We start from the raw sequence: 17,966 nt of genomic DNA, 5'->3' as shown, positions 1-17,966 counted from the left end.
ACCCTTCTCCATCCCTCCCCGTATCCCAGAAAGCAGAGAACCACCCCATGAAGAAGCGCATTCTCCATACCGCCGCGGCCGTCACCGGTGTGACCGCCATGCTCACCATCAGCGCCTGCGCGGCCGACACCGACAAGGGCTCCGGGGACGGCAAGGAGGTCACCATCGCCCAGCCCGCGTGGGCGGGTGCCGAGGCGAACGTCGCGGTCGCCAAGAAGCTCCTGGAGGACGAGCTGGACGTCAAGGTCAAGGTCCAGCAGATGGACGAGGCCAAGGCGTTCCAGGCGGCCAACGACAACGATGTGCAGGCCATCCTGGAGGACTGGGACGGCAACCCCAAGGAGGTCAAGCGCTACGTCGACGACAAGAAGACCGTCGTCGGCGCCGGCACCATCGGCGTCCAGGGCCACATCGGCTGGTACGTGCCCACGTACTACGCCAAGCAGCACCCCGAGGTGAAGACCTGGGAGGGCCTCAACAAGCTCTGGAAGGACTTCAAGACCACCGAGTCCAAGGGCAAGGGCCAGTTCATGGGCGCCGCGCCGGGCTACTCGCAGCACGACACCGGCATCATCAAGAACCTCAACCTCAACTTCACCCATGTGCCCTCCGGCACGGAGGACGCGCAGCAGGCCGAGATCAAGCGGCTCTACAAGCAGAAGAAGCCGTTCGTCACCTACTGGTGGACCCCGCAGCTGCTCCAGAACGAGCTGGACCTGACCGAGGTCAAGCTGCCCAAGTTCACCGACGGCTGCAACGAGCCCGTCTCGAAGGCCAAGTGCGGCTACCCGACGCTGGATCTCAAGAAGTTCCTGAACAAGGAATTCGCGGACGGCGGAAGCGACGCCGCGAAGTTCCTGAAGAAGATGAAGTGGACGACCGCCGACCAGGACAAGGTCGTCACCTACATGAAGGTCGACAAGATGAAGCCGGATGCCGCGGCCGAGAAGTGGGTCAAGGAGAACAAGTCCACCTGGGAGAAGTGGGTCAAGTAACCCGCAGCGATCGTTCCCCTGCGCCAGGTGAGTTCACCGGGCGTTAAATTCCATAACCGCCCCCGGAAAGCTTCGGCTTTCCGGGGGCAGTTATGATCTTGGTGATCACGCCTTTGGCGCCCTATTCACCTGGAACGACGCGTACCTATGTCTGTCATCACTCCGAGCCGGGCCGCAGCGCTCGGGCTCGCCGTCCTGGCCCCGCTCACCCTCACCGCCTGCTCCTCGGAATCCGAGGCGGCATCCGGACCCGTCGTTCTCACCGAGCCCACCTGGGCCGGCGGTCAGGCGAACGTGGCCGTCGCCCGCCATCTGCTGGAGCGCGAGCTCGGGTACGACGTCACGGTCCGCCGCATGGAGGAGAAGGACGCCTGGCACTCGGTGGGCAAGGGCAAGTCCGACGCCATCCTGGAGGACTGGGGCCACCCCGACCTGGAGCAGCGGTACGTCGCCAAGAAGGACACCGTGGTCCCCGCGGGCGACAACGGCGTCACCGGCAAGATCGGCTGGTACGTCCCCGACTACGTCATCGACAAACACCCCGATCTCACCGGCTGGAATAAGCTCAACAAGTACGCCGCGCTCTTCCGCACGGAAAAGAGTGGAACCAAGGGCCAACTCCTCGAAGGATCCCGGGATTTCCTCACCCACGATGAAGCGCTGGTGAAGAATCTCGGCCTCAACTACCAGCCCGTGTACGCGGGTTCGGAAAGCAAGCAGATCAAGGAGATCCAGCGCCGGACCGCGAAGCGCGAGCCCTTCCTCACCTATTGGTGGCGCCCGCACTGGCTGGCCGAGGAAGCCGATCTCAAGGAAGTACCGCTGCCCGCGCACTACGAGGGCTGCGACGAGGACGCGGACACCGTCGAGTGCGGTTACCCGCAGGCCCAGCTGCAGAAGTTCCTCAACAAGGACTTCAGCGAGAACGGCGGCAACGCCGCGAAGTTCCTCAAGAACTTCCAGTGGAGCGAGAGCGACCAGAACAAGGTCGCACGGATGATCTCCAAGGACGGGCTCTCGCCCAAGGCCGCGGCGCGCAAGTGGATCGACGAGAACCCCGGCACCTGGAAGGTCTGGCTCTGGGGCCTGAAGAAGGACGACTGACCGCCCGGCGGTGCGGCTGGGCAGGGGCTGCCCCTTGCTGCCTCGCCGCCGGGTGCGGATGATGCGCCGGTTCCGTCGGGTTACCGCGGCAGCCCCACCAGCCCCAGCCGCCCGCCCGGCAGCGCCGGCGCGGTCCGCTGGAGCAGGCGCTGCACACCCTGACCGGAGCTGCCCGCCACGTGCGAGAGCCCCACCGGGCAGAATTGGCCCGTGAACCAGCCCGATGCGTCGCCTCCCGTCCCTCCTGCCCCCCATAGCCGGGGTCGGCACCGGGCCACCCCGCAGCGGTCGGCCCGGGGCCGCAGGCCGCTGCCCGCACTGCTGGTGGCGGGCTGTGCCGGCTGGGTGTCCGCGCTCGTCGTGGTCGCCCTCAAGGGCACGGACGTCACCACCGACAGCACCCACGACCTCCACATACCCGGGGGCGGCTCGCTGTCGCTGCTGCGCTCGGTCCTCTTCGCCGCGCTCTGCGTGCAGATCGGCGAGGTGGCGGGGGACCGGCTCGCCAGGGACGTCGCCCGCACCCTCCCCGGCGGCGCCGGGGACCGCTCCCCGCGCCCCTGGGGCACCTGCGCGGCCGTGGCCGGGATGGCCGCGGCCCTGGGCCTGGCCTCCATGGCGGCGGCCGGGGACGGCTCGCTGACGGCCGGGCTGCCGGAGCTGAGCGAGATCTACGGCACCCGGGACGGCCGGATCGCCTTCCTGGAGGCGAACGGCTTCCTCTTCTCGGCCCTCTGCCTGTTCCTGGGCCGCCCGGTGTGGGCGTGCGTGCCGCTGGCGGGCGTGGTGGCGGCGGAGGCCGTCCGGGCCCACCCGGAGGCGAACACGCCGCTGCTCGGCATGGCCCTCACCCTCGTCCACCTCTCCGCCACGGTGCTGTGGACGGGCGGCCTCATCCAGGTCCTGCGCACCATGCGCGCCTGGCACGGCGAGCCCGGCGCCGCGCGCGCCCTCCTGGCCGCCTACGCCCGCCGGGCGTTCTGGCTCTTCGCGGCGATCTGCGTCACCGGCACCTTCAGCACGCTGCGCAGGCTCCCGCTGGACCAGGCGCTCTCGTCCGCGTACGGGCGGACGCTGATCGCCAAGCTGGTGCTGGTGGGCGCCGTTGCGGTGTGCGCCCTCCTCGCCCGGCGGGTGCTGGTGCGGAGCCGCTCGGCGACGTACGGCGAGGTCCTGCGGCCCACCGCTGCCGAGCTCGCCGTGCTCGGCGCGGTGCTCGTGCTCTCGGCGCTCCTGACGGTGGCCCCGGTGCCCCGCACGTAGCCCTCTCGGACCGCGCCCCTGCGGGGCTCTCACACCGCCGGGGACTCCAGCTTGACCAGCGTGATGTCGGACTCCGCTCCCACCCGTACCGGCGGGCCCCACGCCCCCGCGCCGCGGGTCACATAGAGCTGGGTGTCGCCGTACCGCTCCAGCCCGGCCACCGTGGGGTTCGCCAGCCCCGCCAGCAGGTTCATCGGCCACATCTGGCCGCCGTGGGTGTGCCCGGACAGCTGGAGCCCGACGTTCCAGTCGACCGCCTCGTGGATCTGGACCGGCTGGTGGGCCAGCAGCACGGCGGCGCGGGCCGGGTCGCGGTCGCCGAGGGCCTTGCGGAAGTCGGGGCCCTGGCCCTCGTCCTCGCCCGCCAGGTCGTTGACCCCGGCCAGGTCGAAGCCGGGCAGCTCGCGGCGGGCGTTCTCCAGCGGGTGGACGCCCAGCTCGCGCAGGTGGTCGATCCATTCGCCGGCGTCCCCGATGTACTCGTGGTTGCCGGTGACGAAGAACGAGCCGTGCCGCGAGCGCAGGTGGCGCAGCGGCTCGGCGGCGGGCCCGAGGTCGGCGACCGAGCCGTCCACCAGGTCGCCGACGATGGCGACGAGGTCCGGCTGGGTGCCGTTGATCGTGTTCACGATGCGCCGGGTGTGCGCCCGGCCCAGCGTGGGGCCCAGATGGATGTCGCTGACCACCGCTATCCGATAGCCGTGCGCGGCCCGCCCCAGCTTCGGCAGCGGCAGGGTGAGCCGCTTCAGCGTCGGCCCGTTCAGCACGCTGTACGCGCCCGCGCCGACCGTGGCCACGGAGGCGGCGCCGGCCCCCACGGCGAGGCTGCGGGCGAGGAAGACCCGGCGGCTCTCCTCGCTCCCCGCACTGCCCGCGTTCCCCGTACCGCCCGCGGTCCCCGCACTGTCCTTCCGGTCCGGGAGCCGCACGGTCCCCTGGTCTCCCGCCGGGAGCGGGCCGCGGCGCCGCGCGGCGGCCACGCGCCGCACGGCCAGCCGTACCACCTCGCCCGCCAGCAGCGCGAGCACCAGATACAGCAGCAGGGCCAGCCACATATAGCCCGGCCAGGCCAGCACCCGCTCGACGGCGAACGGCGCTCCGGCCCGCGCGGCGACCATGTTCGCCACGCTGACCAGCGGCAGCGCGACGGCCAGCACCGTTCCGACACGCCGCCAGAGGCTGTGCGGCGCGGACACGTCCCGCACCAGCCGGCGCCACACATACCAGTGCACGCCGCCCAGCAGGGCCACGGCCGCCAGCCCCGCGAGCACGAATACCGCTACCATCGCGGGCCGTCCCTCCCCGTTGTCCGCCGGTGTACTACCGCTGTCGCAGGGCGCGCAGACCCCGCAGTCCGATCACCCCGATTGCCGTACCGAGCAGGAAGGATGCGATGGCGAGCAGCAGATGGACCCAAAAGTAGCCGGTGGGGTCACCCGCATCGTCGAACGCAAGCCCGCTGCTGTCCTTCCACAGGTTCTTGACAAACGTGATCCAGACAAACCAGGACCACACCCCGAAGGCCAGGAGGAAGAGGGAGACCGGCTTGCTCAGGGTGAGCCCTGCTCCGGACCGGGTGGACACGTCGTGCATGACTCTCAGTATGGCTGCCCCCTCGATCCAGCCGTCCGGAGGGGCCAACCGGCCCACAGGAGCGGGCCCTCGGCGTCCCGCTCCCGGTCGTCGACCTGTACGTTCACAGGGTGCCCATTTCATCGCATTATTCAGCCTGGTTCGGCCGCATCCGTGCGACAAGCGCTCTCTCCGCGACGGTGATAGCGGCGACCGCGCTCACCCTCCCGCTGGTGGCCGCCCCCGCCGCGCACGCGGACGACACGCCGCAGGGCAAGGCCAAGGCACCCCGGCCCCCCGCCCGGATGTCCACCGTGGGCGGCGCGCGGCTCGGCCAGCCCGGCACCCAGGTCCGGCCGAAGGCCGGGGCCCCGGCGCTGCCGAAGAAGCTGTCGGCGCGCTCGTGGGTGGTCTCGGACGCCGAGTCCGGCGAGATCCTGGCCTCCCACAACGCGCACTGGAAGCTGGCCCCGGCCAGCACCCTGAAGATGCTGTTCGCGGACACGGTGCTGCCCAAGTTCCCCAAGGACCGAAAGTACCGGGTGCAGCCCGAGGACCTGCAGGGCATGGGCGAGGGCAGCAGCCTGGTCGGCATCAAGGAGGAGGAGACGTACTCCGTGCACGACCTGTGGAACGGCGTCTTCCTGCGCTCCGGCAACGACGCGGTGCATGTGCTGTGCGCGATGAACGGCGGCGTGGACAAGACCGTCCGGCAGATGAACGCCAAGGCCCGCGAGCTGAACGCGAGGGACACCCGGGCCGTCAGCCCGGACGGCTACGACCACCCCGGCCAGGTCTCCTCCGCCTACGACCTGACCCTGTTCGCCCGCTCGGGCCTGCAGAACGCGGACTTCCGCAAGTACGCCGCCACCGCCACGGCCCAGTTCCCGGGCGAGACGAAGAAGGACAAGAAGACCGGCAAGAAGAAGCGCGGCAGCTTCGGCATCCAGAGCACCAACCGGCTGCTGACCGGCGATGTGGGCATCAAGCCGTACCCGGGCATCGCGGGGGTCAAGAACGGCAGCACGACGAACGCGGGCAACACCTTCACCGGGGTCGCCCAGCGCGGCGACCGCGTCCTGCTGGTCACCGTGATGCACCCGGACCAGGGCACCGGGCTGGAGGTCTACAAGGAGACGGCGAAGCTGCTCGACTGGGGCTTCGCGGCGGACGGCAAGGTCACCCCGGTGGGCCGCCTGGTGAAGCCGGGCGCCTCCGGCGCGGGCGGCGGCCAGGCGGGTGGCACGGCGCAGTCGAAGTCGGCGCGCGCCGCGGCGGAGCAGGACGGGGGCTCCGGCGGCGTCGGCGTCGCGCTGGGCATCGCGGGCGGGGTCCTCATGGTGCTGGGCGGGGTGGCGTACCTGGTGCACCGCCGCTGGCCGCGCCGGGCGCCGTGACGGACGAGTCCTCCGCGCCGTCCCCGGGGTCCTCGGTGGTGTCCTCGGGGTCCTCGGGGTCCGCCGTCGCCGTCCAGGCGACGCAGTACAGCAGCAGCTTGGCCATGAAGCTGATCCACAGCAGCAGCGCGATGGGCACCCCGAACGCGCCGTAGACGCTCTTGGCCGCGACGCCCTTGAGGTAGCCGCCGAGCAGCAGCTTCAGCAGCTCGAACCCGAGGGCCCCCTGGAGCGCGGCGGCGGCCGTGGCCCGGCGCGGCGGCCTGACGCCGGGCAGCAGGGTCAGCGCGTACCACAGCAGCCCGAAGCTGGCGGCGACGGCCGCCGCGTACGCGGCGATGCGCAGCAGCACCGTACCGACGCCGCCCTCGGCCAGCTGGAGCTGTTCGGCGGCCCAGGTCACCGCGGTGAGCGCGAACGCCGAGCCGCCGAACGAGACCAGCCCGACGACTCCGAGGCCGCCCAGCACGCCGAGGTCGATGCCCTTGCGGGTGAGGAAGTTGCCCGGCGCCTCCTCCAGGTCCCACAGGGAGCGCAGGCTCTCGCGCAGTGTCCCCACCCAGTTGACGCCGGTGAGCAGCAGCAGCGCCCCCGCGATCAGGCCGACCGTGCCCGCGTGGTCGACCAGGTCCTGCAGGTCGAGCTGGTCGGAGATGCCGGGGACCTGCTCGGCGAGGGTGTCCTGGGCCTCCTGCATCTGCTTCCGGGAGAGCAGCGCGGCGCCGATGGCGGCGGCCACGGCGAGGGTGGGGAAGAGGGCGAGGAAGCTGGTGAAGGTGATCGCCGCGGCCAGCCGCGACCACTTCCGCGCGTCCAGATAGAGATAGACCTTCCACACGCGGGTCCGGAACAGCCACTGGAAGAGGGGGCCGACGAGGGGCAGCTGGGCGAGCTTTTCCATTGACCCCATTCTGCGTCCCTCACGCCCCGGATCCCGGTAGGGACAGTCCCTTGACAGTCCCTCCCCGGACGCTACGGCTCAGCTCGCAGCCGGAGCAGCGCCCGCAGGGCGGACGCAGCCCTGGGAGGGGACCCGCTCGCACACCGCGTCACCGCCGAAGGCGAACTCGCGCTGGAGCCGCCAGACCCCGTCCCCGCCCTGCTCGTAGAGCGCGAACCCGGACGCCGTCCAGGACGCCGAGAAGTCCGCCAGCTCGGCGTACGCCGCGTCCATCGCCTCCTCGGCGATGCCGTGCGCCACCGTCACATGCGGGTGGTACGGGAACGGCAGCTCGCGGAAGAGCGGCCCGTCCGCCATCCGGATCCGCTCCTGGAGCCGGGCGCACCCGGTCCCGCCCTCCACCACCTGGACGAAGACCACGGGGGAGAGCGGACGGAAGGTGCCGGTGCCGGACAGCCGCACCGGGAAGGGGCGGCCCGCGAGCGCCACCCGCGCCAGATGCGCCTCGATCGCGGCGCGTGCCGCCGCCGCCACCTCGGTGGGCGGCAGCAGCGTGATGTGGGTGGGGATGCCGTGGGCCGCGTGGTCGCCGAAGCCCGCGCGCCGCCGCTGCAGCAGGCTGCCGTACGGCTCCGGCACCGCGAGCGAGACGCCGAGCGTGACCGTCCCGGAACCGGCAGCGCCCATCTCTTCTCCCTCCGCGCCCGCGTCAGCGCTTGGCGGGCAGGAAGCCCACCTTGTCGTACACCGTGGCCAGGGTCTCGGCGGCCACGGAGCGCGCCTTCTCGGCGCCCTTGGCGAGGATGCCGTCCAGCGTCTCCGGATCGCCCAGATACTCCTGCGTCCGCTCGCGGAACGGTGTCACCCACTCCGTGACGACCTCGGCGAGGTCGGTCTTGAGCGCACCGTAGCCCTTGCCGGCGTACTTCTCCTCCAGTTCCGGGATTCCGGCGCCGGTGAGGGTGGAGTAGACGGTGAGCAGGTTGCTGACGCCGGGCTTCTCCTCGGGCGCGTAGCGGATCACCGTGTCGGTGTCGGTGACGGCGCTCTTGATCTTCTTCGCGACGGCCTTGGGCTCGTCGAGCAGCTCGACGATGCCCTTGGGGGTGGACGCCGACTTGCTCATCTTGACCGTCGGGTCCTGGAGGTCGTAGATCTTGCCGGTCTCCTTGAGGATGTGCGGCTCGGGGACGGGGAACAGCTCGCCGTAGCGGGCGTTGAAGCGCTCCGCGATGTTCCGGGTCAGCTCCAGGTGCTGGCGCTGGTCCTCGCCGACGGGTACCTCGTTCGTGTGGTAGAGCAGGATGTCGGCCACCATCAGCGCGGGGTAGGTGAACAGGCCGACGCTGGTGCCGTCGTTGCCCTGCTTGGCCGACTTGTCCTTGAACTGCGTCATCCGGGACGCTTCACCGAAGCCGGTCAGGCACTCGACGACCCAGCTCATCTGGGTGTGCTCCGCCACATGGCTCTGCACGAACAGCGTGGCCCGGTCCGGGTCGACCCCGGCGGCCAGCAACTGGGCCGCGGCGAGCCGGGTGTTGGCCCGCAGCTCGGCCGGATCCTTGGCGATGGTGATGGAGTGCAGGTCGACAACCGAGTAGAAGGCGTCATGGGTCTCCTGGAGGGCCACCCACTGGCGCACGGCGCCGAGGTAGTTGCCCAGGTGGAAGGAGCCGGCGGTGGGCTGGATTCCGGAGAAGACGCGGGGTCGGTTGTCATTGGCCATGCCCGCCATTCTCTCAGGTGCGCGGCGTGCCCCGGCACCCCGTTTACGCGGCGGTGAAGTGCGATAGAAAGAGCCACCGGATCAGCCACCGGTGCGGTACGGAGAGAAACGGAGACCCCGTTATGTCCATGTCAGAGCGGTTGATCGCCGCCGCGGACGCCCACAGCGCGCACAACTACCACCCGCTGCCCGTCGTCGTCGCCTCCGCCGAAGGGGCCTGGATGACCGACGTCGAGGGCCGCCGCTACCTCGACATGCTCGCCGGCTACTCGGCGCTCAACTTCGGACACCAGCACCCCCGGCTGATCGAGGCGGCCCGCGCGCAGCTCGACCGGGTGACCCTGACCTCCCGCGCCTTCCACCACGACCGCTTCGCCGCCTTCTGCGAGCAGCTCGCCGAGCTGTGCGGCATGGAGATGGTGCTGCCCATGAACACGGGCGCCGAGGCGGTGGAGACGGCCGTGAAGACCGCCCGCAAGTGGGGCTACCGGGTCAAGGGGGTGCCGGACGGCCAGGCGAAGATCATCGTCGCGTCCGGCAACTTCCACGGCCGTACGACGACCATCGTCTCCTTCTCCACCGACGAGGAGGCGCGCGCCGACCACGGCCCGTTCACCCCCGGCTTCGAGGTCGTCCCCTACGGCGACCTGGCGGCGCTTCAGTCGGCGGTCGACGAGCACACGGTGGCCGTGCTGCTGGAGCCGATCCAGGGCGAGGCGGGCGTCCTGGTGCCGCCCGCGGGCTATCTGGCGGGCGTGCGGGAGCTGACCCGGGAGCGGAACGTGCTCTTCGTCGCGGACGAGATCCAGTCCGGCCTGGGCCGTACCGGCGCCACCTTCGCCTGCGAGGACGAAGGGGTGCGGCCGGACGTCTATCTGCTGGGCAAGGCGCTGGGCGGCGGCGTGGTGCCGGTCTCGGCCGTGGTCTCCTCGCGGGAGGTGCTGGGCGTCCACCGCCCCGGCGAGCACGGCTCGACCTTCGGCGGCAATCCGCTGGCCTGCGCGGTGGGCCTGGAGGTGGTCGCGATGCTGCGCGAGGGCGAGTACCAGCGGCGCGCCAAGGAGCTCGGCGCCCATCTGCACCGCGAGCTGGCCGGCCTGGTGGGCGGGGGAGCGGTGACCGAGGTGCGCGGGCGCGGGCTGTGGGCCGGGGTCGACATCCACCCGTCGCGCGGCTCGGGCCGCGACATCTCGGAGAAGCTGATGGCGCGCGGGGTGCTCGTCAAGGACACCCACGGCTCGACGATCCGTATCGCGCCCCCGCTGGTGGTCTCACGCGAGGACCTGGACTGGGGCCTGGACCAGCTCCGCACGGTCCTGGCGACCTGACCCTCACGGGAGGAGGCCGGGGCGCGGGGAACTGCGCGACACGGAACAGCACGGGGCAGCCCCTCCTCAGTGAAATCCGAGGGGATCCGAGGAGATCCGAGGGGATCCCAGGGGAGGGGCCGCCCGGAAGAATGAGGGTCATGAGGATAGGCGAGCTCTCGGAGCGCACGGGGACCTCCCGCCGTCTGCTGCGCTACTACGAGGAACAGCAGCTGATCGCGGCCGACCGCGCCCCCAACGGCTACCGCGACTACGACGAGCGGTACGTGGACCGCGTCCTGCAGATCCGCGGCCTGCTGGACGCCGGGCTGCCCACCCGGATCATCCGGCAGATCCTGCCCTGCCTGGACCAGCCGCGCGTCATCCACTTCTCCGAAGCGACGCCGGAGATGCTGGCCACGCTGGAGGACGAGCGGGACCGGATGACGCGGCGCATCGCGTGTCTGTCCCGCAACCGGGACGCGCTGGACGCGTACCTGGACGAGGTGCGCGCGAAGCGCGCCCCCGCGGAGGCCGGCACCGCGAATTGACCCACGATTCCGGGTCGGAAATGGACCCTGTCCACGGCTCAACCGGGTCCTAGGCTCACTGGTATGACCACACAGCACGACACTTCCCGGGTCCAGGTCTTCAAGCACGCCGCAGGCGTCTACGAGGGCATGGTCGCCTTCCAGTCCGCCGCTGCGAAGAACTTCGACCAGACCGTCGCCGAACTGGTGAAGATCCGCGCCTCGCAGATCAACCGCTGCGCCTTCTGCCTGGACATGCACTACGCCGACGCGCGCAAGCTGGGCGAGACCCAGCAGCGCCTCGACCTGATCGCCGCCTGGGACGAGGTGGACGGCCTGTTCACCGAGCGCGAGCAGGCGGCGCTCGCGCTGACCGAGGCGATGACCCGCCTCTCGGACGGCCACGGCGTCTCCGACGCGGTCTACGCGCGGGCCGCGCAGCACTTCGACGAGGGTGAGCTGGCCCACCTCATCGCCATGATCGTCGCCATCAACGCATGGAACCGCTTCCAGGTCACCCAGCGCGCCGTGCCGATGAGCATGGCGAAGGGCCGGGCGTGACGGCCGAGGGCCTCGCGGCGCGGGCACGCGGCTTCCGCGCGCTGCACACCGGCCGCCCGGCGGGCGATCCGCTCGTCCTGCCGGGCGCCTGGGACGCGGCGAGTGCCCATGTCTTCGAGGAGGCCGGCTTCCCCGGGCTGGCGACGCCGAGCGCGGGCGTCTCGCAGTCCCTGGGGTACGCGGACGGCTCGTGCCCGCCCGGCGAGATGTTCGCCGCCGTCGCGCGGATCGTCCGCGCGGTGGACATCCCGGTCACCGCCGACATCGAGCGGGGCTACGGGCTCCCGCCCGCCGAGCTGGTGGCGCGGCTGCTGGAGACCGGCGCCGTGGGCTGCAACCTGGAGGACACCGGCGCGGACGGGCGGCTGCTGCCCGCGGGCCGGCAGGCGGAGTGGCTGGCCGAGGTGCGCGCGGCGGAGCCGTCCGTGCCGTTCTTCCTGAACGCCCGGGTCGACAGCTATCTGCGGGGCGCACCGGACCCCCTGGCCGACGCGCTGGAGCGGGGGCGCCGCTATGTGGCGGCGGGCGCGGACGGCGTCTACCCGCTGGGGGCTCCGCCGGCCGACGTCCGGGTGCTCGCCGCGGAGCTCGGCGTCCCGGTGAACGGGCTGTCGCGGGCGGGCCGCGAGCCGACGCCCGCGGCGCTGGGCGCCGCGGGCGCGGCGCGGGTGACCTTCGGGGGGACGCTGGCAGCCGAGACATACGCGTCACTCGCGCACCTCTTGTAAGAGCTAGGCCGTGTCCGGCGGATTGTGCTGGGCAGGGGCTGCCCCTGCCGGTGCGTCGCAGCCCGCGGGTGGGTTGTGGTTGCTCGCGCAGTTCCCCGCGCCCCTGAAGCGCCCCTTGCGGGGCGCCAGGGCGCGCCCCGCAAGGGGCGCGGGGAACTGCGCGACCGGCCAGGACGCACCCGCGGGCTGCGACGCACAGACAGGGGCTGCCCCTGCCCAGCCGCCGGGGAGGGGCCTGACCGCGCGTCGCAGCCCGCAGGACGAAGCACGGGTCAGCCGTCCTCCGGGCGGCTCGGAGAGAGCTCGATGCTCTCGACGCTCAGATCCAGCTCGACATCCTCGTCGGAGACGAGCACGCTCCGGCTGGTCGCGCCGAGCGCCGGCGAGGTGGCGACGACGATATAGGCGCCGCTGCCCGTCACGGGCAGCGTGTACTCGCCGTCCGCCGTGGTGCGGGTCCGGCTGATCCGGGTGCCGTTGACCGCGAGCAGCGTGAGCGTGGCCTCGGCGAGCGGGCCGCCGGACCCGTCCCGCACCGTGCCCCGCACCCGCGCGGCCGGGGCGGCCTCCTCCGCGGGTCCCGGCTTCGGGGCGTCGCGCGGGCCCGCGGGGCCCCCGGGGTCGGCGGGGCCCCCGGGGGGCCCGGAGCTTCCGGCGGTCACGGGACCGCCGGAAGCCGCGGGGCCGCCCGGGGCCGCCCGCCGGGGCCGGCCCGCCGGATCCGCCGCCGGCCACGGCAGCCGGGGCAGGCGCCGTCCGAGCCGCTCCGGCAGCCACCAGTTGGCGCGGCCGAGGAGGAACATCAGCGCGGGCACCAGCAGCGTCCGCAGCAGGAACGCGTCCAGCGCCACGGCGCCCGCCAGGCCGATCCCGGCCATCACGGGGCCGGGCTCCCCGCTGAGCAGGAAGGACGCGAAGACGCAGATCATGATCAGTGCCGCGCAGGTGATGACGCGGCCGGTGTCGGCGAGCCCGGTGCGCACCGCGCGCGCGTTGTCCCGGGTGCGCGTCCACTCCTCGTGGATCCGGCTGATGAGGAAGACCTGGTAGTCCATCGACAGCCCGAACAGCAGCGGCAGCAGGATGACCGGCAGGAAGGAGATGATCGGCCCCTCCTTGCCGATGCCCAGCAGCTCCACCCCCCAGCCCCACTGGAAGACCGCGACGAGCACCCCGAGCGAGGCGGCCGCCGCGACCAGGTTCATCACCACTGCCGTGAGCGGGACGACCAGGCTGCGGAAGGCGATCAGCAGCAGCAGCGCGCCCAGCCCGAAGATCACCGCGATGAACACCGGCATCTTGCCGCCGATGGCCGCGGCGAAGTCCTTCTGGGTGGCCGTGGCGCCCCCGATGTCCACCCGCAGGTCCGTGCCGCGCTCCGCCTGCGGAACGGTCTCGTCCCGCAGGGTGCTGATGAGGTCGTCGGTGTCGGCCGACTGCGGGGAGGTCTCGGGGAAGACCTGCACCACGGCCGTGTCGGAGTCCCGGGGCAGCGGGACGGGCTCGACGCGGGCCACGCCGCGCTGCTGGGGGAGCCGCTCGGCCAGGCCGGCCAGCGCCGTGCGCTCCCGCTCGCCTCCGCTGACGTCCGCGACCAGCGTCAGCGGGCCGTTGAAGCCGGGCCCGAAGCCCTCCACGAGCAGGTCGTAGGCGCGGCGCGCGGTCCGGTTCTCGGGGAGGTTGCCCTGGTCGTGGGCGCCGAGCCGGAGGGAAGCTGCGGGGAAGGCGAGCACCGTGAGCACGACGAGCGCCAGCAGGCCCAGCGCCGTCGGGCGCGCCTCCAGTACCGACGCCCAGCGCTCGGCGGGCCCCGGCCGCGCGGCGGCCACGGCCCCCGGGCCCGGCTCCGGGCCTGGCTCCGGGTCCGGTTCCGGCTCCGCTGCCGGGCCCCGCGCCGCCGCGAGCCGGGCCCGCTCGCGCCGGCTCAGCGTCCGCGGGCCCAGCAGGCCGAGCAGCGCGGGCAGCAGGGTCGCGGCGGCGAGCACGCTCAGCAGTGTGGTCAGCGTGGTGGCCAGCGCGATGCCGTCGAGGAAGTCCACGCCCAGCACGAGCAGGGCGAGCAGCGCCACGCAGACCGTGCCGCCCGCGAACAGCACGGCCCGCCCCGAGGTGCCCATGGCGCGGACGGCCGCCCCGTGTGGGGTCAGCCCCTCCCGGAGGCCCTCGCGGTGCCGCGCGACGACGAGCAGCGCGTAGTCGACGCCGACGCCGAGCCCGATCAGCGAGGCGAGCAGCGTCGCCACCTCGGGTACGTCCAGGGCGTGGCTGAGCAGGCCGAGGGTGAACAGCCCGGTGCCGACCGCGAAGACGGCGCTGAGCAGCGGCAGCAGCATCGTGAACAGCGAGCCGAACGCCAGCAGCAGCACGAGGGCCGCGGCGAGCAGGGCTGCGCCCTCGGGGAGCCCGGCGGGCGGCTCCTCGCTCAACTCGACGGCCGGACCGCCGACCTCGACCTGCAGCCAGCCCTCGCGGGCCTGCCGGGCGCGGTCGACGACGCGCCGGATGTCGTCCTGGTCCAGCTCGAAGACCTGCTGGGTGTAGGTCACCTGGGCGTAGGCGATGGTGTCGTCGTCGCTGATCTGCGTGCCGCCGCCGCGGCGGGTGTAGGGGCTGGCGACGCTGCCGACGCCGGGCATGTCCGCGATGTCGGCGAGCGCGTCGGACATCCGCGCGCGCACCCGGGGGTCGCGTACGCTGCCGCCCCGCCCGCTGGTCTCCCACACGACGGTGTCGGTGTCCCCGGACAACTCCGGGAAGGCGTCCCGCATCCGGTCGTGGGCGCGGGTGGACTCGGTGCCGGGGAGGGTGAAGTTGCTGGCGTACGAGGTGCCCGCCGCGGTGCTCGCGACGCCCGTGCCGAGCAGGGCGACGAGCCACAGCAGCACCACGGCCCACCGGTGTCCCAGGCACCACCGTGCCAGCGCCGCCATACCGTTTCCCCTCCTTGCGTGCCCGCCGTCCGGGCGGGCCCGTACGGAGTGGTGCGGGTGGCCCCGGGACGCTCCGCCGCTGCCCGTTGTCGATCGCCGTGGATCGTCGTCGATCCTCGCCGACCCTCGTCGACCGGTACCGCCCTGCCGTCCGTGATCCCCGTACTCGACCAGGGTCGGGTGCCCGCGCCCGCGTCGCGCGCGCGAGGGGAGGGTTCTCAAGAACCTCCCATGCTTCGCTGCGAGAACCCGCAAATCTGGTCCGATACTGGGGGGATGACCTCCACCACGGCCACCGTTCTGATCGTCGAGGACGAACCGAGCATCGCTGACGTACTGGCGATCACACTGCGCTTCCACGGGTTCGAGGTGGTCACCGCCTCCGGAGCGCAGGCAGCCGTCACGGCGGCGCGCGAGGCGCGGCCGGACGCCGTGCTGCTCGACATCGCGCTGCCGGACGGCGACGGACGGCAGGTGTGCCGGGTGCTGCGCGCCGAACGGGGCGATCTGGCGGTGGTCTTCCTCACAGCCAGAGACGCGCCGTCCGAGGTCATCCAGGGGCTCACGCTGGGCGGTGACGACTACATCACCAAGCCGTTCAACGTCGACGAGGTGGTCGCCCGGCTGCGTGCCGTGCTGCGCCGCACCACCTCGGCCGAGAGCTCGGGCGGGCGCGACGCGCCTGCGCACGAGGACGGTCCGGGCGCCCCGGCGCGCCCGCCGGTGATCCGCTACGGGGACCTGGAGCTGGACGAGGCGACGTACACGGTGCGGCGCGGCGGGCGCAGCGCGGATCTGACGCCCACCGAGTTCGCGCTGCTGCGGCACCTGGTGCGCAACGGGGACCGGATCGTGCCCAAGGAGCAGCTCCTCAGGCAGGTGTGGCGGTACGAGCACCCCGTGGAGTCGACGGTGGTCGAGACGTATGTGAGCTATCTGCGCCGGAAGCTGGACCCGCTGGGCCCGCCGCTGATCCGCACCCGCAGAGGGGTGGGGTACGGACTGCGGCCGCCGGTCGGCGCCGACGGATTCGAGCGCGGAGGGGCCGGGGGCCGGCCGGCCCCCGGCGGGCCGGCGCCGGGGGCGTCATGACCGGCGCCCAGCACGCCGGGTCGCTGCGTGCGAAGGTGACGATCAGCGGCATCGCGATGCTGGCCCTGGGCATCGTGGTCGCCACCACCATCAGCCTGGCGGGTGTGCGGCACTACCTCATCGACACGGTCGACGACGATCTGAAGTCCTCCCGGGAGCAGATCTACGAAGTCGATCTGACGCTGAAGGACCTCACCACGTTCCTGGACATAGCCGGGCTCCGGGAGGCGCTCGACCCGAACGTCGCCAAGGCCACCGACACCAACGACAGGGTCTTCGTGCCGGTGACCGACGCGGGCAAGCCGAAGGGCTTCCTGGGCTACCCGCCGACGCCGGAGGAGCGCGGCCTGGCCGCCGCCGTCGGGAACCCGGTGAAGCTGTCGAAGGAAGCCAACCCCACCGATGTGGAGCTCAACGGCGACACCCCGTACCGCGCGACCGCCATCCGGCTCGCCGACGGGCAGCTGGTGCTGATGGCGACGGAGGTGAGCGCCACCGGGGAGATCATGGGCAACGTCGTCCGGCTCGAGCTCGTGGCCGGGGTCGGGCTGATGGCGCTGCTGGGCACCGGGATGTTCTTCGGCGCCCGGCGCGGGCTGCGGCCGATGGAGGACATGGTGGAGACGGCCTCGGCCATCGCGGAGGGCTGCGAGCAGCACGCCCGCGACACCCGGCACTCCCCGCACTCCGACGGCGCGGGGCCCGCGGGGAAGGGGCACCGGGGCCTCGACCTGTCGCGCCGGGTGGCGGCGCGCGGCGGCAGGCGCCGCGCCGCGCTGGAGGTCGAGCGGCTGCGGCTGGCGCTGAACTCGATGCTGCACCAGGTGGAGTCCGCCTTCCTGGCCCGCGAGCACGCCGCAGCGCACCTGCGGCGCTTCGTCGCGGACGCCTCGCACGAGCTGCGCACCCCGCTGGCGGCGATCCGCGGCTATCTCCAGCTCTACGAGCGCGGGATGCTCGCCGACGCGGGGGAGCGCACCCGGGTGCTGCACAGGATGACCGCCGAGACGGAGCGGATGTCCCGCCTCGTCGACGAACTGCTCGCGCTGGCCCGCCTCGACCAGCGCCCCGAGCTGCGCCCCGCGCCCGTGGACGTCGCACGGCTGGCCGAGGACGCGCTGGCGGACCTCTCGGCGCAGCAGCCGGAGCGCGAGGTGCGGTTCGTACGCACCGAAGGGCCGGCCCTGGCGCTGGCGGACGAACCGCTGCTCCGCCAGGTGGTGGGCAACCTCGTCGCCAACGTACGGGTGCACACACCCGTCAGCGCACCGGTCCGGGTCGAGGTGTCGGCCGGCCCCGACCCCCATGACGCGGACACGCACGTGTGTGTGCTGCGGGTACGGGACGAGGGGCCCGGTATGCGCCCCGAGGACGCGGCCCGCGTCTTCGACCGCTTCTTCCGCGCCGACGGCGCCCCGAACGGGGGGAGCGGGCTGGGCATGTCGGTGGTGCACGCGGGCGTGGAGGCCCAGGGCGGCACGGTGCGGGTGCGCACGGCGCGCGACGCGGGCCTCACCGTGACGGTCACCCTCCCGGCCCCGGCTCCGGCCCCGGACACCTCGGAGTCCGACACCACACCCGCGGGGGTCACGTCGGGCTAGGACTTGATGCCGTCGGCCGGCCGGCGCCCGCGAAAAGTTTCGTACCGCCCGGATGGGCTTCTCCCCAGGCCACGGCGGTGCGAGCGTGGCGCCCGGGACTGTGCTGGGACGCGTTGAGGGGAGCTGGGGAGATGACCGTTGGCGCCATGCCCGACCACTGGGGAGGGCCCGGGATCACCCTGCGGTTCGCACGTACGGCCGATGGGCAGGTGCTGCTCAGCGGACTGGGAGCCGCGGGCCGGGGCGAGGACAGGGGTGG

At 72.5% G+C, this 17,966-nt stretch carries 16 protein-coding genes; 10 read left to right on the top strand and 6 right to left on the bottom strand.

Annotated elements, in window-relative coordinates; genetic code table 11:
- Positions 1-47: 47 nt before the first annotated feature.
- The 3 genes from G5C65_RS13030 to G5C65_RS40405 all read left to right on the top strand — a co-directional run bounded on the left by G5C65_RS13030 (position 48) and on the right by G5C65_RS40405 (position 3,362).
- Positions 48-995, top strand: a complete 948-nt coding sequence (locus tag G5C65_RS13030) for a glycine betaine ABC transporter substrate-binding protein (protein WP_165298954.1) — start codon at positions 48-50, stop codon at positions 993-995.
- 147 nt (positions 996-1,142) lie between these two features.
- On the top strand, positions 1,143-2,099 hold the full coding sequence (locus tag G5C65_RS13025) for a glycine betaine ABC transporter substrate-binding protein (protein WP_165298953.1): 957 nt from the start codon (positions 1,143-1,145) through the stop codon (positions 2,097-2,099).
- 210 nt (positions 2,100-2,309) lie between these two features.
- The gene (locus G5C65_RS40405) at positions 2,310-3,362 is read left to right on the top strand and encodes a CopD family protein (RefSeq protein ID WP_165298952.1); all 1,053 of its coding nucleotides are present in this window, start codon (positions 2,310-2,312) and stop codon (positions 3,360-3,362) included.
- Positions 3,363-3,391: 29 nt separating this feature from the next.
- Here G5C65_RS40405 and G5C65_RS13015 read toward each other — a convergent pair whose 3' ends face one another.
- Together G5C65_RS13015 and G5C65_RS13010 are read right to left on the bottom strand one after the other, a co-directional pair.
- Entirely contained in the window at positions 3,392-4,648 is a 1,257-nt protein-coding gene (locus tag G5C65_RS13015) for a metallophosphoesterase (protein WP_165298951.1), read from the bottom strand.
- Between the two features lie 34 nt (positions 4,649-4,682).
- The gene (locus G5C65_RS13010; RefSeq protein WP_165298950.1) at positions 4,683-4,955 is read right to left on the bottom strand and encodes an SCO4848 family membrane protein; all 273 of its coding nucleotides are present in this window, start codon (positions 4,953-4,955) and stop codon (positions 4,683-4,685) included.
- Positions 4,956-5,134: 179 nt separating this feature from the next.
- Here G5C65_RS13010 and G5C65_RS13005 point away from each other — a divergent pair, with 179 nt between their 5' ends.
- Entirely contained in the window at positions 5,135-6,331 is a 1,197-nt protein-coding gene (locus G5C65_RS13005) for a D-alanyl-D-alanine carboxypeptidase family protein (RefSeq protein ID WP_338146367.1), read from the top strand.
- On the opposite strand, the gene G5C65_RS13000 is transcribed toward G5C65_RS13005, so the two are convergent.
- The 3 genes from G5C65_RS13000 to trpS all read right to left on the bottom strand — a co-directional run bounded on the left by G5C65_RS13000 (position 6,270) and on the right by trpS (position 8,958).
- On the bottom strand, positions 6,270-7,232 hold the full coding sequence (locus G5C65_RS13000) for a YhjD/YihY/BrkB family envelope integrity protein (protein ID WP_165298949.1): 963 nt from the start codon (positions 7,230-7,232) through the stop codon (positions 6,270-6,272). The genes G5C65_RS13005 and G5C65_RS13000 overlap by 62 nt on opposite strands.
- 78 nt (positions 7,233-7,310) lie before the next feature.
- The gene (locus G5C65_RS12995) at positions 7,311-7,919 is read right to left on the bottom strand and encodes a 2'-5' RNA ligase family protein (protein WP_165298948.1); all 609 of its coding nucleotides are present in this window, start codon (positions 7,917-7,919) and stop codon (positions 7,311-7,313) included.
- A gap of 22 nt (positions 7,920-7,941) precedes the next feature.
- Positions 7,942-8,958, bottom strand: a complete 1,017-nt coding sequence (trpS, locus tag G5C65_RS12990) for a tryptophan--tRNA ligase (RefSeq protein WP_165298947.1) — start codon at positions 8,956-8,958, stop codon at positions 7,942-7,944.
- 122 nt (positions 8,959-9,080) lie between these two features.
- Between trpS and rocD the strand changes: the two genes are divergently transcribed.
- From rocD to G5C65_RS12970, 4 genes are all read left to right on the top strand, one after another.
- Positions 9,081-10,286: an ornithine--oxo-acid transaminase gene (gene rocD, locus G5C65_RS12985; protein WP_165298946.1), complete on the top strand. Its 1,206-nt coding sequence runs from the start codon at positions 9,081-9,083 to the stop codon at positions 10,284-10,286.
- 140 nt (positions 10,287-10,426) lie between these two features.
- Complete coding sequence (locus tag G5C65_RS12980) at positions 10,427-10,816, top strand: MerR family transcriptional regulator (protein WP_165298945.1); 390 nt, start codon at positions 10,427-10,429, stop codon at positions 10,814-10,816.
- A 63-nt stretch (positions 10,817-10,879) separates the two neighbouring features.
- Entirely contained in the window at positions 10,880-11,356 is a 477-nt protein-coding gene (locus G5C65_RS12975) for a carboxymuconolactone decarboxylase family protein (protein WP_165298944.1), read from the top strand.
- Positions 11,353-12,084 carry an isocitrate lyase/PEP mutase family protein gene (locus G5C65_RS12970; RefSeq protein ID WP_338146365.1) on the top strand — a complete coding sequence of 244 codons (732 nt, stop codon included), beginning with the start codon at positions 11,353-11,355 and terminating at the stop codon, positions 12,082-12,084. Before G5C65_RS12975 ends, G5C65_RS12970 begins: the two co-directional genes overlap by 4 nt.
- Before the next feature lie 272 nt (positions 12,085-12,356).
- Here G5C65_RS12970 and G5C65_RS12965 read toward each other — a convergent pair whose 3' ends face one another.
- A complete protein-coding gene (locus tag G5C65_RS12965; RefSeq protein WP_165298942.1) occupies positions 12,357-15,014 on the bottom strand; it encodes an MMPL family transporter in 2,658 nt (885 codons plus the stop codon).
- A gap of 276 nt (positions 15,015-15,290) precedes the next feature.
- Here G5C65_RS12965 and G5C65_RS12960 point away from each other — a divergent pair, with 276 nt between their 5' ends.
- Together G5C65_RS12960 and G5C65_RS12955 are read left to right on the top strand one after the other, a co-directional pair.
- The gene (locus G5C65_RS12960) at positions 15,291-16,106 is read left to right on the top strand and encodes a response regulator transcription factor (RefSeq protein ID WP_165298941.1); all 816 of its coding nucleotides are present in this window, start codon (positions 15,291-15,293) and stop codon (positions 16,104-16,106) included.
- Positions 16,103-17,707, top strand: a complete 1,605-nt coding sequence (locus G5C65_RS12955; protein WP_206441728.1) for a sensor histidine kinase — start codon at positions 16,103-16,105, stop codon at positions 17,705-17,707. The genes G5C65_RS12960 and G5C65_RS12955 overlap by 4 nt, the downstream gene beginning before the upstream one ends.
- Positions 17,708-17,966 lie beyond the last annotated feature (259 nt).

The sequence above is a fragment of the Streptomyces boncukensis genome, from assembly GCF_011045075.1.
GTDB lineage: Bacteria > Actinomycetota > Actinomycetes > Streptomycetales > Streptomycetaceae > Streptomyces > Streptomyces boncukensis.
The sequence above is the reverse complement of the archived record's forward strand: the minus strand, read 5'-3'. Positions and strand labels throughout refer to the sequence as shown.

Excerpts from the sequence above, each read along its gene's own strand:
- G5C65_RS13010 (WP_165298950.1), bottom strand. The coding sequence starts at position 4,955 with ATGCACGACGTGTCCACCCGGTCCGGAGCAGGGCTCACCCTGAGCAAG.
- G5C65_RS13000 (WP_165298949.1), bottom strand. The coding sequence starts at position 7,232 with ATGGAAAAGCTCGCCCAGCTGCCCCTCGTCGGCCCCCTCTTCCAGTGG.
- G5C65_RS12980 (WP_165298945.1), top strand. The coding sequence starts at position 10,427 with ATGAGGATAGGCGAGCTCTCGGAGCGCACGGGGACCTCCCGCCGTCTG.
- G5C65_RS13025 (WP_165298953.1), top strand. The coding sequence starts at position 1,143 with ATGTCTGTCATCACTCCGAGCCGGGCCGCAGCGCTCGGGCTCGCCGTC.
- G5C65_RS12955 (WP_206441728.1), top strand. The coding sequence starts at position 16,103 with ATGACCGGCGCCCAGCACGCCGGGTCGCTGCGTGCGAAGGTGACGATC.
- G5C65_RS13015 (WP_165298951.1), bottom strand. The coding sequence starts at position 4,648 with ATGGTAGCGGTATTCGTGCTCGCGGGGCTGGCGGCCGTGGCCCTGCTG.
- G5C65_RS13030 (WP_165298954.1), top strand. The coding sequence starts at position 48 with ATGAAGAAGCGCATTCTCCATACCGCCGCGGCCGTCACCGGTGTGACC.
- rocD (WP_165298946.1), top strand. The coding sequence starts at position 9,081 with ATGTCCATGTCAGAGCGGTTGATCGCCGCCGCGGACGCCCACAGCGCG.
- G5C65_RS12995 (WP_165298948.1), bottom strand. The coding sequence starts at position 7,919 with ATGGGCGCTGCCGGTTCCGGGACGGTCACGCTCGGCGTCTCGCTCGCG.
- G5C65_RS12965 (WP_165298942.1), bottom strand. The coding sequence starts at position 15,014 with ATGGCGGCGCTGGCACGGTGGTGCCTGGGACACCGGTGGGCCGTGGTG.
- G5C65_RS12975 (WP_165298944.1), top strand. The coding sequence starts at position 10,880 with ATGACCACACAGCACGACACTTCCCGGGTCCAGGTCTTCAAGCACGCC.
- G5C65_RS12960 (WP_165298941.1), top strand. The coding sequence starts at position 15,291 with ATGACCTCCACCACGGCCACCGTTCTGATCGTCGAGGACGAACCGAGC.
- trpS (WP_165298947.1), bottom strand. The coding sequence starts at position 8,958 with ATGGCCAATGACAACCGACCCCGCGTCTTCTCCGGAATCCAGCCCACC.